Below are 15,254 nucleotides of genomic sequence, written 5' to 3'. Positions count from 1 at the left end.
ATACAGCTATAAGTTGTTGATTATTAGACCCTATAAGAGACAGCCGTGGTTTGTTTTTTGCATTCATGCGCTCATTATTAAAAGCGGCGAAAAAGCCACCAAACAAGATATGATGAAAAAGAGAATGATGCTGCTAGCATTAACGTTGCTATTGTCGCTACCTATTTTTGCACAAAACATTTTTACAGCAATTCAGGAGAATGACGCCCCCGGAGTAAAATTTTTATTGAGCCGCGGTGTAAATATAAATGCCAAAGATACAGAAGGCAATACACCCATTATCAATGCTGTTAAAAACGAACAACCCCGCATTGTGAAGTTAATCCTGCAAATGAATGATGTAGATGTTGATTTTCAGGATAAATTGGGAAATACGGCGCTTATCCTGGCCTGCAAAAGCGGGAATGCAGAAAGCGTTTGTTACCTATTATGCCATTTCCCTAAAATTGACGCTAAAAACAATATGGGCACTACTGCTTTGATTGCCGCCGTAAACAATGGTAACAAAGAAATAGTAAATACCTTATTGTTACATGGCGCCAGACCAGACATTACAGACAAACAGCATAAAACAGCTATTGATTATGCTCAGGGCTTAAACAATACCGAAATAACCGCTTTGTTAAATAACACCAGCGCTGCATCGGTGAATGAAACTAAATAACATTCTAAAAAGCCTGTTAAAATGAAGCATTTGGCTTCAAAAACAAAAGGCCTTCAGATTGTTCTGAAGGCCTTTTGTTTGATCTGATTGCGGGGGTGGATTTTCAAATAAATGGATTTGCGCCGGATTGGGAGAAATGAGCTGGCTTGTCCCACTCTTCATGTGGAAGTGTTATCCATTGCCATTAATGAAATCAGGCTCTTCTTTCTTCAATCGCAGGTTGAGCACTACCGGTACTATAATCATATAAATAACGATATTGGAAAGCCAGATGGCTCCGGGCCATTCTTTCTGAACCAGAAAATATATAGAAGAAAAAACCAGCGGACCTATAATGGCTGATAGACTAATTACGGATGCCAGCACTCCCTGAAATTGCCCCTGCTGCCCTTTTCCAACTTGCTTTGTAGCTAGCGACTGTAACGCAGGTGTACCAATACCGCCAAGCGCGAATACCGGCATTATAGCAAAAATAATCCAGCTTTGTTTAGCCAAAGCCATTACCACCAGGGCAAGAGCCGCACAGGCGAGACCAGTAAATATAGTTGGGCGCTCGCCCATAAGCTTCACTGCGGGCCCGGTAAGAAAAGCCTGCACAAGTGCCTGGCAAATACCAAAAGCACCCAGCGAAAGGCCAATCCATAATCCGTTCCATCCAAAAGTGTCGGCACCCCACAGCGCCCAACAGGTTCCGTATACTTCACCTGAAAAACTGAAAATGAAAAAGATTAAAACCAATGGCGTTAGTCCACTCATAGAAAAAGCCCATTTCATCGGCCGTATCGGATTCAGGGCCGACAGATCAATCCTCCCGCCTTGAGGCTTGCGCGACTCGGGCAACGCAAACAAGGCCAGCAGCATATTGCAGGCATTGAGACCGGCAGCAATGATGAACGGAAGCCGAAGCCAATAATCGCCCAGTAAGCCGCCAAGAACCGGGCCGATAATAAAACCTATACCAAACATCGCGTTGAAAACACCGAACCGGCCGGCCCGTTTATCCTCGGGCGTTATATCGGTAATATAGGCGGTTGCAACCGCCATATTTGCACTGGTAAGCCCGGCAACAGCCCGACCAATCAACAGCATCCAAAGCGTTGACGCGGAGGCCATCAACACATAGCTAACGGCTGCTCCGCCAAGCGAAATCAACAGTACCGGGCGGCGGCCCAACCTGTCGCTGAGCGCACCAAGTACAGGAGCAAACACAAACTGCATTACCGCATATATTGCGGTCGTTATACCAATATAGGGCGCCACATTCCCGGTGTGGGTAACCTGGTGGAGCAAGCCCGGCAATATAGGAAACACCAGTCCAATGCCAATTGCATCAAGAACAATGGCAGTGAAAATAACAATAAGTGGTTTTTTCATGATAGAATAAGAGTGTGTCGACGGCGATACCATCGACACTGTGGGGAGAGAACTAACAAGATCGGGTTAGTAAGTTTATGATGTTATGCAAACCAGAGGGCGGCAGCTTGCTTGGCTTCCGCAAGGTCAGGGCTTTGATCAGAGGCCCAGGCAATAATCCCATCGGGACGTATCAATACTGCGCTCAGACCCAATTGATCTTTCGCTCTGCCCGAAACATACTTCAAATGATCGCCATGCTCATTTGCCAAAGCTTTTAGCGAAGCATTGTTATCAAAATCGAGCAGTATTCCCCGACCATCGTGCATTAACTCACCAACTGTCTTGCCGTCTTCAAACTCAAAGTTGGGTACACTACGGCCTGCCAGTCGGTGGTTACCAACAAGATCGTAGTATGTGTTAACACCCCAAACACGACCTGCAAAGTAAGTGGCCCCATCATGGGTTTCCATAAGGTCGCGAACAATACCGTATAGTGCACGGGCTGGCTCATCTGGTTTCATGATGGCAACCTGCGCGCGCGACCAATCTAAAACCCGTTCACCAAGTGGATAGCGTTCTGTGTAATAACTATCCAACAAGCCCTCCGGAGCTTTATTTTGGATTGTTGCAGCAAGCTTCCATCCCAGATTCATGGCATCGCCTAACCCAAGATTAAGTCCCTGACCGCCTAATGGTGAGTGAATATGGGCGGCATCGCCCGCTAAAAGCACCCGTCCATTGCGGTAGGCTGTGGCTTGCCGTGCCCGGTCTGTCCAGCTGGTGGCTGTGTGCAGAGCGGTAATAGTAACGTCGGTATTGGAGATGCGGCGCAGTACCTCCTGTACGTGTTCAAGTGTGACCGGTTTTTGTGAATGATGAAATGCACCACCATCAAAATCCTGTATTAATACGTAACCCGGCTGTGATTGCATATACATCCCTCTTGATGTTACGTTGCGGCCCGGACTGAGTTTTTCCGGATCGGCAATGTCAATCAGTGTAGAGTAGCCGGTAAATTCGGGCTCTGTACCGGCAAAATCAAAACCGCCAGCCTTACGTACAACACTACGGGCACCGTCGCAACCTACCAGCCATTTACTTTGAAAGGATTGGTCATCCGACTGAACAGTTACCCCATCCCCGGTTTGGTGAAAGCTAGTAATGGCAAGCCCGCGCCTGATCTCTACGCCCAGGGCTTCAGCGCGGCGGGTCAACACTGTCTCCACTTCCCACATTTCAGAAATTAAATTGGTTTCTGTAGAGGATGGTAGGCGATATTGCCACTGTGAGGTGTCGACATTATTAAAACTAAATGGAATACCGGCGAAGTGCCCTCCCTGACGTTGTGCTCCCGGCTTGGCATTTTGGTGCGGGTTTTTAACGCGTTTATGCAGTTCCAGCTCTTTTAGTAAATCACGACGGTAAAGCGCCTCAATAGTCGGCGTATTAAGTCCGCGTATCCCAAAAGGCATTTGTTTTAAAGGAGAATACGGCTCTTCTGTCTTTTCCAGTATCAGGACAGCGCATTTAGCCAAAGCCAGTTCGCAGGCCAAAAACAGACCTATAGGTCCTGCACCGGCAATGATTACATCATATATAGCATTATTTTGTGTAGTTTTCATATTGAATTATTTATACACAAAACTCCGGAATGTTCCAGCGCTAGGCTTGTATAAACGCGACAAAATCGTAGCTTATAACCGGTCCCTCTTTTTTTGCTTTTCGGGCGAATGCTCCTGGAGTAGTGCCACTGTAGCGCTTGAATTCCCTGCTTAAGTGGGCCTGATCGGTATAGCCTAACTCGTGCGCTAAACCAGCAATGTTAGTATCCGGATAATGCCATAACTGGTTTCGTACCTGTTCAAAGCGTATCAGGGCAGAAACGTCTTTAACCGTATAGCCGGATGATTGTTTAAAGTTTCTTTCCAGCGTACGGACTGTGGCATGAGCCGCTTCCGCAACCTGGCTTACCGGCATAGCGCCGTTGGCTTTGCGCATGGCAACACCTGCTTTAAATAGCATACTGCTGGTGGCAACCCTTAACCGGGCATCCATGAAATATTGTTTTACTTCGGCTATCGCTTCATTTATTTTACCCACTTGAATATAACTATTTAACACGGGTTGAAGCCGGGCGATAGCATGTTCAAACAGATGTACCCCACCTTTACCAGATGGCAGTCCGAGCAAATCAAACACCGTCCAGGGGTAGCACCTAATGGCAATGACCTCAAAACGGTTTTTAAATTGAAAATGAACCGGGTGATTATGTAATCCCATCATAAATGGAGAGGGCAGTAACTGCTGGCCCCCATCGGATGAAATGCTGCAGCCACCACCAAAATGAAAAATAATTTCGGCGTAGCCATCAGGTATTACCTCAAAACTGGATTGCTGTTCCCCAGATTCTCTGCTGTTGTACCAAAAGCACTTTATAGTATCCCGGAGCTCTTCGGGAGGTTCAAATTCTTGATGCTTCATTTTTAAAGATAGGAATTGAACGGCTTAATAGTGAATTGCAAATTTAGCAGCTATTCAGATTAGATGATTTCCCTTTTCACACCATACTAAGGCATCAATTTATAACTTGCTTTAATAACGGCTTCATTAACTGCTTTAACTCTTTCCATCTCCATTTTTTCAACAGCCCTGTCATAAGTAAGCATTCCATTAACCTCATGCTCTACATCGGTTGTTTGAGTGTAAATAGCAACGCTCAAGCCTTTATATTTCATGAGCTGTTCTACTTCATCCAGCAAAAACACATACCTGTCCGTTAACCTCGCTTTGGTTGGCTCATAATCATAGGCATTATTGGCCACCGGCCACATATGATCGCGCACAAATAAACCAACTCCGCCAAATTCGCCTAATGATGCAGCCCGGTGTTCGTCCGGTACCGAGGCTCCATACGGACCTACATAAATATGCGTGTCAACATAATCTCCATTCCCGGGATCGCCATAGGCTTTTTGATAGGAGGGGTTATTATTAAATCCGGAGTTGCCGTTAACAAGCCTCGACGGATCATATTGCTTAACCCAATCAGTTATGTTTTTAACATCAAAAGCACCCCAGTTTTCATTAAACGGCACCCAGGTGATGATAGATGGCGAGTTATAATGGTCATCAATAAGTGTTTTTAGCTCTTTTCTGAATTCGGTCCTGATTTTGGTAGTATCTTCATTTTGATACCATATGGCCGGCATATCCTGCCAAACAAACAACCCCAGTTTATCGGCCCAATAGTAAAACCGCTGGGGCTCGGTTTTCATATGTTTTCTGATCAGATTATAGCCGGCGTTTTTAGTGAGTTGAATATCAAATTTAAGTGCTTCTTCTGTAGGAGCGGTCAGCACTCCGTCTGGCCAGTAACCCTGGTCGAGCAGCCCAAGCTGCATCATGAATTTACCATTGATCAAAGGCCTGATAACGCCATTAACCTTGCCTAACTTAATATCGCGCATACCGAAATAGCTTTTTACTTTATCAGTAACAGTACCATGAGCATCTTCCAGGCTAATGGTAAGGTCATATAAAAAGGGATCATCCGGCGACCAAAGCTTTGGCGTTTTGATGGGCAGGTAAAAGTAAGTGCCATTTGCTGATTTTGCTTCCGAAACTACGCTGTTTCCATCAAGGGCTATGGCGGTCACTTTTCCTTCGCCAGCGGTGTTTACCAGTACTTTTAACCGGTTATTCGCCAGGTCGGGTAGCAAACGAATGTTCTCGATGTGCGCTTTATTTACCGGCTCCAGCCATACAGTTTGCCATATGCCGGAACAGAAAGTATAATCGCCCCGGGGGCCGCTCTTACCTGACGGTACCCGGCCATCATTCAAATCCTGAGCCGCAACTACCAGGGTATTCTTTCCATTGGTTAAATAGGGGGTTATATCAAAGCTGAAAGCATCATAGCTACCCGCATGTGTCCCCGCTTTATGGCCGTTTACAAACAATGTGGCGTGATGAGCCACTGCGTCAAAATGAATAAGCACCTGTTTGTTTTTCCAGCCTGCAGGAATTACAAAGCTGCGACGGTACCACATATTGATCTCCTGCTTGCGCTGAATTCCTGATAATATGGATTCCGGGCAATATGGAACCAGTATTTGTTCGGATTTACTTTCAAAGGATACCGGCTTTTCCGGGTCGAGCGCATTGGCAACTGTTTTTCCTCCCAGGTAGTCCCACTTGCCATTCAAACACAGCCAGTCGCTGCGTTGCAGTTGTGGCCGTGGATAGTCGGGAAACGGAACTTCGGCATCCAGGGCAGCTTTCGTCCACCGGGTGGGTAGGGTGGGCGCCTGGGCGAATAAACAGGAGCAATTAATGATGAGTAGAAATGATGCTAAACAAATCCGGGACTTATACATGGCTATTGGTTTTCGGGTGGAAATCCAAACTTATTAAAATAAATTTAGTTGCAGGTTGACGTCGATCGCTAATGGAGGCGCCACAATTGAACAGATGCTAAAATGAGACGATTTGTATGAACTTTGACACAATATGGAGATATCGGTTTTCACTTAAGTGAAAAAATGCTACTCCCATGGCGGCTAACTTTGCTTCAAAAACATAAATAACGTCATGAACTCAACAATTGAATCAATAAAAAACACAAACGCAACAAGCGCAGTTGAAACTGCCAGATCGCTGCGCAGCCTTTACTTTGCACGCGTTGCATTTTCTGTTATCTGGGTTATCCTCGTATCGGTTTTCGCCAAAACCAATATCGGCATCGCCTCCATACTTTTTATTATCTATCCGGCCTGGGATGTTATTGCTACCTGGTTTGATATAAAGGCTAATCCACCGCAAGTATCAAAAACGCCGCAATATGTAAATATGGCTATTGGAGTTATCACAACTATTGGCGTGGCGCTGGCTTTGCAAAAAGGCGTTCCGGTGGCATTGATGGTTTTTGGTGTTTGGGCCATCGTTACCGGTCTTATACAGCTTATACTTGGCCTACGCCGCAGGAAAGAGTTTGGTGGCCAATGGCCAATGATCATTAGCGGCGGGCAATCAGTACTGGCCGGGGGCGCATTTATTGCCATGGCAAAATCACCAACAATGGGCATCAGTAATTTGGCTGGTTACTCGGCTTTTGGGGCTTTTTATTTCCTGCTCGCTGCCATCCGGTTGTCAAAAACTATAAAAGGGCATGAAAAGGCTGCCTGATTATTTATATACTTGCTAAACGTAAAATCCTGACGCCGTGACCGAACCTCATGAAATACTGAAAGCGCATTTAACGAGTTTTGCCACTTTAACCGAAAAAGATATAGCTGACAGCATATCCCTTTGGAAACCCCGCAAAATTAAAAAAGGTGATTTTTTCAATATGCAATACATGGTTTGTAACGACCTGGGGCTGGTGGTTAAGGGCATCTTCCGGATCTATTACTGCCGCCCCGATACAAACGAGGAAACGAACATCTTTTTTTTTTCAGAAAATCAGTTTATCGTTTCGTTCCGGAGTTTTATTACCCGTAACGCATGCCACTATTTTATACAGGCCATGGAGGATTCCGAAATAGTGTATATCAGCTATCATGATTTGATGAGTTTATATGAGACTCATCCAAACTGGGCCAAGTTTGGCCGACTGCTGGCAGAGTTATTCTTTACCTATTCGCAGAGCCGGGCCGAGGAATTATTGTTCTTTACGCATGAGCAACGGTATGTCAGGCTTTTAGACGAGCACCCTAATATTATTAATCGTATTCCGGCCTATCATATTTCCTCCTACTTGGGCATCAAGAATCCTTCTTTAAGCCGGATCAGGAAACGGATACAACGATAAAAAAGTGGGTTTACATGGTTTACACTTTTTACGGTTAACATTGTTTTATTTAATTGACAATCAACGATTTAATACATAAAAAATAAAATTATTAGCCCAAGAGTGTAAACCATAAAATATCCCGAACAAAAGCCTCAACTCTAAAGATTTGGGGCTTTTTAATGATGGTGAAGCCTGGGGATAAAACTATTGATCTTACACAACAACCTGTATTTTTGTTCCAATAAGAAATTATATAATTTGCGGTTAAGTTTTCTTTGTGAATTTTAGTCATATAACCAATATTGTAAATGGGATCAGGCGATACTATCCTGTTTCGGATGTTTCTATTCATATCTTAGCCGGGCATCTGACAATGCATCAGCTTCCCAAGCATCATTTTCTTACCGAAGTGGGGCGCAAGGACAGGAACGCCTATTTCATCGAAAAAGGCTGTAGCCGCACTTACCTGCTTATTGACGGCAAGGAAGTTACCAATTGGTTTAGTTTGGAGGGCGATTTTACCTTCTCATCCAATTCACTTTATCACCAAACTCCGGGCTTTGAATACGTAGAGTTACTGGAAGAGTCGGTTATATATTCCATACCCATCCCGGCACTCAACAGGCTTTATGAAACCAATATCGAGATCGCAAACTGGGGCAGAGTCATTCATCAGGAAGTATTACTCCGGATGCAGACCCTACGCATAGAGCGCCTATCATTAACCGCAAAAGAACGCTATGAAAGATTTATTACCGGGAACCCTGGTTTGATTAATCGTGTAAACCTGGGCTTTATTGCCTCATACCTGGGGATGACCCAGCAACACTTAAGCGCCTTACGTGCAGATATACGATTTTAAGATAGATGAAAAATTTAACACTTTTACCTTGATAAATTTGCCGCTTAACCCTTGGTAAATGAAAACTGAACTTGAAAAATGCCTGGCTGGCGAAATATTTAACACTTCCGATCCTGAATTGCAAAGCCTGATCCACAATGCCCGGGCGCTAACTAAAACCTATAATAACACCATCAGTACGGATGCGCAACAACGTAGCGCCATCCTTTCGAAACTCTTCTCGGCTCTAGGTAATAACGTTAATATTGATACCCCGTTTTACTGCGATTATGGCAAACATATTTCCGTAGGTAATAATGTGATTATTAATATCAATTGCACTTTTGTTGATTGCAACCGGATAGAAATTGGCAACAATGTGCTTATTGCATCTAACGTACAGATCTATACGGCAACTCATCCGGTTGATATGACTGAACGCCTGGTTGAAAACTGGACACCCTCAGATGATATACCTTATTTCAGAACTTATGCTTTACCCGTGACAATCGGGGATAATGTCTGGATCGGAGGTGGTGCCATTATTTTACCCGGCGTAACTATAGGCAAAAACTCCGTAATTGGTGCCGGTAGCGTTGTCACTAAATCCATTCCCGACAATTCGGTCGCGGTTGGAAATCCTTGCCGGGTTATCCGCTCTTTGAAGGAAGGTGCGTGAGTTCCGATTGATCATATCTACCACAAGCGGGACACTTGCGGCAGCGGGAGAGGCTTTTAACCCATAGTATGCGGTGAATAACATTCACCACTGGCTGAACCTCGATCACAGGCTGAATTGGTTAGCCCATTCCATTAGTTGATTTTAGTAAACAAATAGTTAACACCTCCCTGGGTTAAAGTGAAAGCTTTATTAGCCGGATCAAATTGCAAAGCAGCGCCTGCAGAAGCAAAAACAAATTTATTGTCGCCCCTGGCATCCAGTGGATATGTGCCCTGACTCACGGCTTGCACAAACAACGTTGTATTGTTTTTAAGTATGACAATTTTCTGGGGCCATGTGGTACTGGAGTACTTACCGATATATTGATCGAGATCGCTTGCGTTTAACGTATTTGTTTTAAATTCAGGAATGGTGAACGGTTTGTTGAAATAAATGCTCAATGCCCCCATAACCACATCAAAATACGAATATCGTGCCCCATTGGAAGTATAAGCTATGGCTACTTTCTCTTGTGGCAGATACAACAATATATTGTAAAACCCGTCAATGCCTCCGGGATGGCCATAACTCTTTTGATCATAAAACGGTATGGCAATCATGGCCATACCATAGTTGTCCCTCATTGTTTTCATCAGCTCCAAGCTGGCCGCACTAATGAGTTTGCCTTCAAAAAGCGCGTTTATAAATTTAACCAGATCAGCAGGCGTGGAAACGATAGCTCCCGCGGCACCCGGAATACTCATATCAGTTTTGGGCGTTTCAGTGCATTCTTCTAAATAGTTATAAGGGTATGCCTCGTTTTTGGTTGGATTGGCATTAGCCCCGTAATATGTTTGTGTCAGGCCTATTTTTGTAGTGATGCGTTCTCTTAATTCCTCGGCATAGGTTTTCCCGGTCAGTTTTTCAATAATATACCCCAGCAACACAAAGTTGGTATTGCTGTATTCTGTCTTCGTATCCGGTTCAAAATCAGACTTCTGTCCCGTAAAAATGGCAATCCTTTCAGGTTCTGACATAGGACGATCCAGATAGGTAGTATAAAGCGAGTCTTTCGTAAAATTATGAAGGCCGCTACGGTGGCAAAGCATTTCTCTTATAGTGATCTTCGCAGCATTGGGGAGCAGAGGGAAATACCTGGCCAAAGGCGTGTTAAGATCAAGTTTGCCTTCCTCGATCAGTTGAAAGATCATAACGGCAGTAAACATCTTAGTGATAGAGCCTATCCTGTATTTGGTCTCCATGTTCGCCGGCGTTTTTACATCTTTATTTATCCGACTATAACCAATGGCGTTCTGATAAACCAACACCCCGTTGGCAGATATGGCGATACTGCCCATGTTTTGGTCATTAGCTTTCAGCGCGGCGAAAAAGCTGTCCAACTTAGCTTTATCGAAATTTTGTGAATGTGTACAACTTTGTAAAATAAGAAGCAGCAAGAAAAAGCAGGCTATTTTTTGAATCATTGCGTAGGTGCTTATAGGAATAAAGATAGAATTTAATTAGGTGAGAACGAGGAATCCGAATTTGAAGTATTGGGCTTTAAATTTCTTCACTCTGTATAACGCAAAAGAATATCAAAGAAAACATTCTTAATGCTGTTTTGTGGTGTATTAAGATTGGGGTTATAAAAATGAAGCTTATGAACGACCAGCCTGTAAAAACCATTGCAACAGAGACACTATTAATTGCTTACGTTGAGCATGGCCCAAGTGATGGCTGGCCAGTAATACTGTCGCACGGATTTCCTTATGATATACACGCTTTCGATGAGGTAGCCTCCATCCTGAAACATGCAGGGGCAAGAGTCATTACTCCATATACCCGTGGATTTGGGCACACCCGCTTCATTTCAAAACACGTTAAGCGTAACGCGCAGCAGGCCGCCCGCGGCACAGACATCATCGAGCTTTCCGATGCCCTCGAATTGGAGATGCCCGTACTGGGAGGTTTTGATTGGGGTGGTAACGCATCGTGCGTTGCAGCTGCCCTTTGGCCCGAAAAAATTGGTGGCCTTGTATCCTACGCAAGTTACGACGTAATAGACGTGCAAGAGCAAAGGCATGCCCTGGCACCATCGCTTGAGCGCATCTGCTGGTATCAGCATCTATTCCAATCTGAACGGGGGCGTGAATGCCTGGCCAAATACCGATACGAAATCGGCCGGATGCTATGGAGCGAATGGTCGCCCAACTGGCAATTCGATGAAACGGAATACGCCCGGACAGCGGCGGCTTTCGAAAATCCCGACTTTGTGGATGTTGTTATACATTGTTACCGCTTTATGCATGGTCTGGATGCGGGAGACCCCGCTTTTCGGCAGATGGAGGACCTTTTGGCGCAAAAGCCTAAGATTAAGGTGCCAACAGTAACCATTGATGGCACCGCCGATCCGCTTAAGCCCGGCGGAACAGCAGATCATGCCAGCTCATTCATCGGGCTCCATGAACATGTAGTTGTTGATGCCGGTCATAATGTGCCACAGGAAAATCCTAAGGTATTTGCAGACGCGGTTATGAAAGTTCATAGCTGGATGTAGTTTTGAACGGCTTTGTATTGCTTTATACAAAGCGCTTTGGAAAGTATTTATAGTAAAACAATTAAAGGATGAAAGCAACGGAAGAATTTTACCGAAGTTATATTGATTGCCTTAATAGCCGAAATTTAGAACGGCTTTCAGATTTCATTCAGGATACACTTACGTACAACGGTAAAAATACAACCGCAAAAGATTATAAAGAGAGCCGTTTAGCGGAGCAGAAAGCCATACCGGATCTCTTTTATCATATCGAACTTCTGGTAACCAACGAGGATACGATCGCTTGCCGGTTAAACTTTAACTGTACCCCGAAAAGCGAATTCATGGGCATCAAACCAAACGGTAACAAGGCCATATTTTCAGAAAACGTTTTTTATAAATTAAAGCAGGGTAAAATAAGTTCCGTTTTATCTTTAATTGATATGGATACCATTAGAAAACAAATTGGCTGAGTGCCCAATTAAAAGTTCAATGCTCAGAATAACTTAGCCTCTGTATTGCGCCTGCGGATTTCTTCTTCCGTTTTCAACACAAAATTTGTTTTTACGTTTTGCTCGGCGATGGCCTGAATTTCTTCAATGGAAGGTCGCAGGTTGCGGTCATACTCCCTAAAGGCCGGCTCATAGTCACCATTATGTTTAAGCAAAGCATCGGCAATAGCGGCCGCACCCTGTATGGCCAGAGAGCCGCCCTGTCCTGAAGCCGGTGACGGACAATAGGCGGCATCGCCAACCAATGCCACCCGGCCTTTCGACCATGACGGCATTTTGATCTGGCAGAACTTGTCAAAGTAGAAACTGTCAGACTGTTCAATTTCCTTCAGGAGTTCAGCCGTCCGCCAGCCTTGCCCTTCAAATTGCTGTTCGATGATGGCACGCTGCCGGGCAATATCGCGATAGTTATAGGGGATATCGGTTTCAGAGCTGAACAAAAATATAATATCCGTCTTATGGTTATAAGCATTCAGCATAACTGTTTTGCAGGGCACGCTAAAGGTTTGCATCGTCCTTTGTGGAACAAGCACCTTATTAACAATACTGATAGAAAAATATGCGCCCAGGAAATGAGCATAATCATTTTCGGGCCCAAACCAGATTTTCCTGGTACCGGAATGTGAGCCATCGCAGCCGATCACCAGGTTGTAAGTTTGCGGACTACCATCATTAAAAGTAACTGTAAGGCTGTCTGCGGTTTCTTCGAGCGCGCTAATACTGTTGCTGAACATAAATTCCACTTTATTTTTCAGCGCCTCCATCAGCACCGCCACAAATTTTTCACGCTCGATCTCAATTTCATCACCTGGGGATTCGGAGCCTTCATTGATGATCATAGTCCCTTCAGTCACATCATCTGCATTCTTATATTCGATGCGGTCGACGCCTAAGTGGAATGATTTGAGCTGTTCATATAAGCCCATTCGCTTGGCTATTTCTACAGTTGGGCCGTTCAGATCAACAGCCGCGCCATAAACCCTCGGAGTGGCGGCCAGTTCAACAACGGTTACCTGGTAGCCTATATGGTTCAGCCACCAGGCCGTTGACAAACCCGCTATGCTGGCGCCGGAAATAAGTACTTTTTGATCTTTCATGGCACAAAAATCCGAACCTGTGGGTTAGGAAGATAGAACAATTGCGACAAAATCATCGCAGAGCTCTTTTTTTCGCGCCCTGGTCTGTTTGGCAAAAGCTGCTGCTGTAGTGCCGCTATAACGCTTAAACTCCCGGTTAAGATGAGACTGATCTGCGTAACCCAATTCATGCGCCAAAGCTGAAATAGATGTATCGGGATTATCCCACAAACGATCACGCGCCTGTTCAAAACGGATCAGGCCGGATACATCCTTTAGGGTATGCCCCGATGAAGCCTTAAACTTTCGCTCCAATGTTCTGACGGTGGCATGTGCTGCCGCTGCTACCCGATTTACCGGCAAGGAACCATTTGCTTCCAGCATTGCCAGGCCAGCCTTGGTCAATGCCGGAGCGAGGGCGGCTGTCTGGTGCGCATCCATAAACCAGTTTAGCACCAGGGCCAGCGCTTCATCAATCTTTTCGGCTTGAAGAAGCTGTTGCAGATGCTCTTGTAATAAGGCAATCGGATGCGTAAAAACTTGTATTCCGCCCTTAACGGATGGGAGTTTAAGCAGATCGTAAACTGCCCAGGGCAAACACTTTACCCCGATGATCTGTAAACGATCCTGAGCATGAAAATAGACCGGCTGTCCTAACAGCCCAACTATAAACGGCGAGGGTAATGGCTCAAGCCGGCCATCAACCATCAAACTGCAGCCGCTGCCAAAATGAAAAACAATCTCGGCGTGGCCATCTGGCAATACCTCGAAAGCAGCCGGCGATGCACCGAAATCCTTCTCCCAGTACCAAAAATCTCTTATGCTGTTGCGGATTTCTGCAGGCGCGTCAAGTTCTCTATGTATCATAATTAAAGATAGGACGATTCAAGTTGATTTATCTTTTAAAATCAGGTATAGAATAGCGCCGTTCGAAGTTGCTCTATTTTGTAGTGAATTCGGGAACAGAACCCGGGCCTACGATCTTCAAGTTGGTCTATAGCATCCTACGCCCGCTTAAAATCGCTGCTTTTTTGGCCTGCCAATTCTGTTGGTGCTACCCCGAAATATTTTTTAAAGGCATAAGAGAAATGTGGCAAGGTCTCAAAGCCCAGCTCCAGATAAATTTTAGTAGGTTTTTGATTTTTTTTATCGATCAGGAAATAGGCTTCCTGCAATCGCCTTTGCACTAACCAATGGCTTGGCGTATCATTAAATATCTGCTTAAAATCTCTTTTAAATACAGATAAGCTGCGCCCTGTTAAATAAGCAAACCGCTCAATGCTAACATTGAACTGGTAATTGCGGTTCATAAATTCCTCGATGTTTATTTTTTCGGGTATGCCATAATCAAAAAACAAACCAGCTAGTTCTGGTTGTGCCTGCAGCAAAATCAGGAGTAGTTCTTCCCGCTTTACGTCGGCAAAAGTTTCAGTTATTTTTCCATGATTATAGTATGGCAGCAACGACTGAATAAAATTTGGCAATAACCTATTTTCCGGCAGGCGCAAAATCGTTTCGCCCGATTGGAATTTCGGCACCCCTGGTTGATGTTTTTCCTGAAAAGCTTTAAGAAACGGTCCATCAAAAAAAACGAATACTTTTTCCAGCTCACCGTTTACTTTTTCTTTCTTAAATCTTATCAAGCGGTTTTTTCGGGCAAGTACACATTCCCCCGATTTTAGCACATAGTTATTACTTCCGTCATACAAGTGCATTTCGCCATTAATAATATAGGCAAAAGTATGCTCGGTTACGAATTGTTCGGATGAGATCACCCCAATATGATAGTCTGATCTGGGCATACTGGTATCACAAAT

The 15,254-nt window shown here is 44.7% G+C and carries 15 protein-coding genes; 7 read left to right on the top strand and 8 right to left on the bottom strand.

The features are described 5' to 3' along the window. Positions 1 to 109: 109 nt before the first annotated feature. Positions 110 to 664 (top strand): ankyrin repeat domain-containing protein, encoded by a 555-nt coding sequence (locus G7092_RS20520; protein ID WP_166091928.1) that lies wholly within the window; start codon positions 110 to 112, stop codon positions 662 to 664. Between the two features lie 171 nt (positions 665 to 835). On the opposite strand, the gene G7092_RS20515 is transcribed toward G7092_RS20520, so the two are convergent. From G7092_RS20515 to G7092_RS20500, 4 genes are all read right to left on the bottom strand, one after another. Next, positions 836 to 2,038 carry a TCR/Tet family MFS transporter gene (locus tag G7092_RS20515; protein ID WP_166091926.1) on the bottom strand — a complete coding sequence of 401 codons (1,203 nt, stop codon included), beginning with the start codon at positions 2,036 to 2,038 and terminating at the stop codon, positions 836 to 838. Between the two features lie 83 nt (positions 2,039 to 2,121). Further along, a complete protein-coding gene (locus G7092_RS20510; protein ID WP_166091923.1) occupies positions 2,122 to 3,642 on the bottom strand; it encodes an FAD-dependent monooxygenase in 1,521 nt (506 codons plus the stop codon). 40 nt (positions 3,643 to 3,682) lie between these two features. Then, complete coding sequence (locus G7092_RS20505; protein WP_166091921.1) at positions 3,683 to 4,501, bottom strand: AraC family transcriptional regulator; 819 nt, start codon at positions 4,499 to 4,501, stop codon at positions 3,683 to 3,685. Positions 4,502 to 4,587: 86 nt separating this feature from the next. Further along, positions 4,588 to 6,396: a glycoside hydrolase family 2 protein gene (locus G7092_RS20500; RefSeq protein ID WP_166091919.1), complete on the bottom strand. Its 1,809-nt coding sequence runs from the start codon at positions 6,394 to 6,396 to the stop codon at positions 4,588 to 4,590. A gap of 214 nt (positions 6,397 to 6,610) precedes the next feature. On the opposite strand from G7092_RS20500, the gene G7092_RS20495 reads away from it, so the two are divergent. The 4 genes from G7092_RS20495 (at position 6,611) to G7092_RS20480 (ending at position 9,331) form a co-directional block, all read left to right on the top strand. Beyond that, positions 6,611 to 7,204, top strand: coding sequence for a DUF308 domain-containing protein (locus G7092_RS20495; RefSeq protein WP_166091917.1), 594 nt, complete (start codon positions 6,611 to 6,613; stop codon positions 7,202 to 7,204). 37 nt (positions 7,205 to 7,241) lie between these two features. Then, complete coding sequence (locus G7092_RS20490; RefSeq protein WP_166091914.1) at positions 7,242 to 7,829, top strand: Crp/Fnr family transcriptional regulator; 588 nt, start codon at positions 7,242 to 7,244, stop codon at positions 7,827 to 7,829. A 355-nt stretch (positions 7,830 to 8,184) separates the two neighbouring features. Continuing rightward, positions 8,185 to 8,673, top strand: a complete 489-nt coding sequence (locus G7092_RS20485; protein WP_202985374.1) for a Crp/Fnr family transcriptional regulator — start codon at positions 8,185 to 8,187, stop codon at positions 8,671 to 8,673. Positions 8,674 to 8,731: 58 nt separating this feature from the next. After that, positions 8,732 to 9,331, top strand: coding sequence for a sugar O-acetyltransferase (locus G7092_RS20480; RefSeq protein WP_166091912.1), 600 nt, complete (start codon positions 8,732 to 8,734; stop codon positions 9,329 to 9,331). Positions 9,332 to 9,465: 134 nt separating this feature from the next. Here G7092_RS20480 and G7092_RS20475 read toward each other — a convergent pair whose 3' ends face one another. Next, positions 9,466 to 10,797 (bottom strand): serine hydrolase domain-containing protein, encoded by a 1,332-nt coding sequence (locus G7092_RS20475; RefSeq protein ID WP_166091910.1) that lies wholly within the window; start codon positions 10,795 to 10,797, stop codon positions 9,466 to 9,468. 176 nt (positions 10,798 to 10,973) lie between these two features. On the opposite strand from G7092_RS20475, the gene G7092_RS20470 reads away from it, so the two are divergent. Then, complete coding sequence (locus G7092_RS20470) at positions 10,974 to 11,870, top strand: alpha/beta fold hydrolase (RefSeq protein WP_166091908.1); 897 nt, start codon at positions 10,974 to 10,976, stop codon at positions 11,868 to 11,870. A gap of 68 nt (positions 11,871 to 11,938) precedes the next feature. Continuing rightward, positions 11,939 to 12,322: an ester cyclase gene (locus G7092_RS20465; RefSeq protein ID WP_166091906.1), complete on the top strand. Its 384-nt coding sequence runs from the start codon at positions 11,939 to 11,941 to the stop codon at positions 12,320 to 12,322. Positions 12,323 to 12,345: 23 nt separating this feature from the next. Here G7092_RS20465 and G7092_RS20460 read toward each other — a convergent pair whose 3' ends face one another. From G7092_RS20460 to G7092_RS20450, 3 genes are all read right to left on the bottom strand, one after another. Next, on the bottom strand, positions 12,346 to 13,458 hold the full coding sequence (locus G7092_RS20460) for an FAD-dependent monooxygenase (protein ID WP_166091904.1): 1,113 nt from the start codon (positions 13,456 to 13,458) through the stop codon (positions 12,346 to 12,348). A 24-nt stretch (positions 13,459 to 13,482) separates the two neighbouring features. Beyond that, positions 13,483 to 14,304, bottom strand: a complete 822-nt coding sequence (locus G7092_RS20455; protein WP_166091902.1) for a helix-turn-helix domain-containing protein — start codon at positions 14,302 to 14,304, stop codon at positions 13,483 to 13,485. A 137-nt stretch (positions 14,305 to 14,441) separates the two neighbouring features. Beyond that, positions 14,442 to 15,239 carry a helix-turn-helix domain-containing protein gene (locus G7092_RS20450; protein WP_166091899.1) on the bottom strand — a complete coding sequence of 266 codons (798 nt, stop codon included), beginning with the start codon at positions 15,237 to 15,239 and terminating at the stop codon, positions 14,442 to 14,444. Between the last annotated feature and the right edge of the window lie 15 nt (positions 15,240 to 15,254).

It is taken from the genome of Mucilaginibacter inviolabilis, from assembly GCF_011089895.1.
Lineage (GTDB): Bacteria > Bacteroidota > Bacteroidia > Sphingobacteriales > Sphingobacteriaceae > Mucilaginibacter > Mucilaginibacter inviolabilis.
The sequence above is the reverse complement of the archived record's forward strand: the minus strand, read 5'-3'. Positions and strand labels throughout refer to the sequence as shown.

What these genes read in the sequence shown, in the direction of transcription:
- G7092_RS20465 (WP_166091906.1), top strand. Translation starts at nt 11,939, where the DNA reads ATGAAAGCAACGGAAGAATTTTACCGAAGTTATATTGATTGCCTTAAT.
- G7092_RS20520 (WP_166091928.1), top strand. Translation starts at nt 110, where the DNA reads ATGATGAAAAAGAGAATGATGCTGCTAGCATTAACGTTGCTATTGTCG.
- G7092_RS20510 (WP_166091923.1), bottom strand. Translation starts at nt 3,642, where the DNA reads ATGAAAACTACACAAAATAATGCTATATATGATGTAATCATTGCCGGT.
- G7092_RS20495 (WP_166091917.1), top strand. Translation starts at nt 6,611, where the DNA reads ATGAACTCAACAATTGAATCAATAAAAAACACAAACGCAACAAGCGCA.
- G7092_RS20470 (WP_166091908.1), top strand. Translation starts at nt 10,974, where the DNA reads ATGAACGACCAGCCTGTAAAAACCATTGCAACAGAGACACTATTAATT.
- G7092_RS20455 (WP_166091902.1), bottom strand. Translation starts at nt 14,304, where the DNA reads ATGATACATAGAGAACTTGACGCGCCTGCAGAAATCCGCAACAGCATA.
- G7092_RS20460 (WP_166091904.1), bottom strand. Translation starts at nt 13,458, where the DNA reads ATGAAAGATCAAAAAGTACTTATTTCCGGCGCCAGCATAGCGGGTTTG.
- G7092_RS20485 (WP_202985374.1), top strand. Translation starts at nt 8,185, where the DNA reads ATGCATCAGCTTCCCAAGCATCATTTTCTTACCGAAGTGGGGCGCAAG.
- G7092_RS20505 (WP_166091921.1), bottom strand. Translation starts at nt 4,501, where the DNA reads ATGAAGCATCAAGAATTTGAACCTCCCGAAGAGCTCCGGGATACTATA.
- G7092_RS20500 (WP_166091919.1), bottom strand. Translation starts at nt 6,396, where the DNA reads ATGTATAAGTCCCGGATTTGTTTAGCATCATTTCTACTCATCATTAAT.
- G7092_RS20450 (WP_166091899.1), bottom strand. Translation starts at nt 15,239, where the DNA reads ATGCCCAGATCAGACTATCATATTGGGGTGATCTCATCCGAACAATTC.
- G7092_RS20480 (WP_166091912.1), top strand. Translation starts at nt 8,732, where the DNA reads ATGAAAACTGAACTTGAAAAATGCCTGGCTGGCGAAATATTTAACACT.
- G7092_RS20475 (WP_166091910.1), bottom strand. Translation starts at nt 10,797, where the DNA reads ATGATTCAAAAAATAGCCTGCTTTTTCTTGCTGCTTCTTATTTTACAA.
- G7092_RS20515 (WP_166091926.1), bottom strand. Translation starts at nt 2,038, where the DNA reads ATGAAAAAACCACTTATTGTTATTTTCACTGCCATTGTTCTTGATGCA.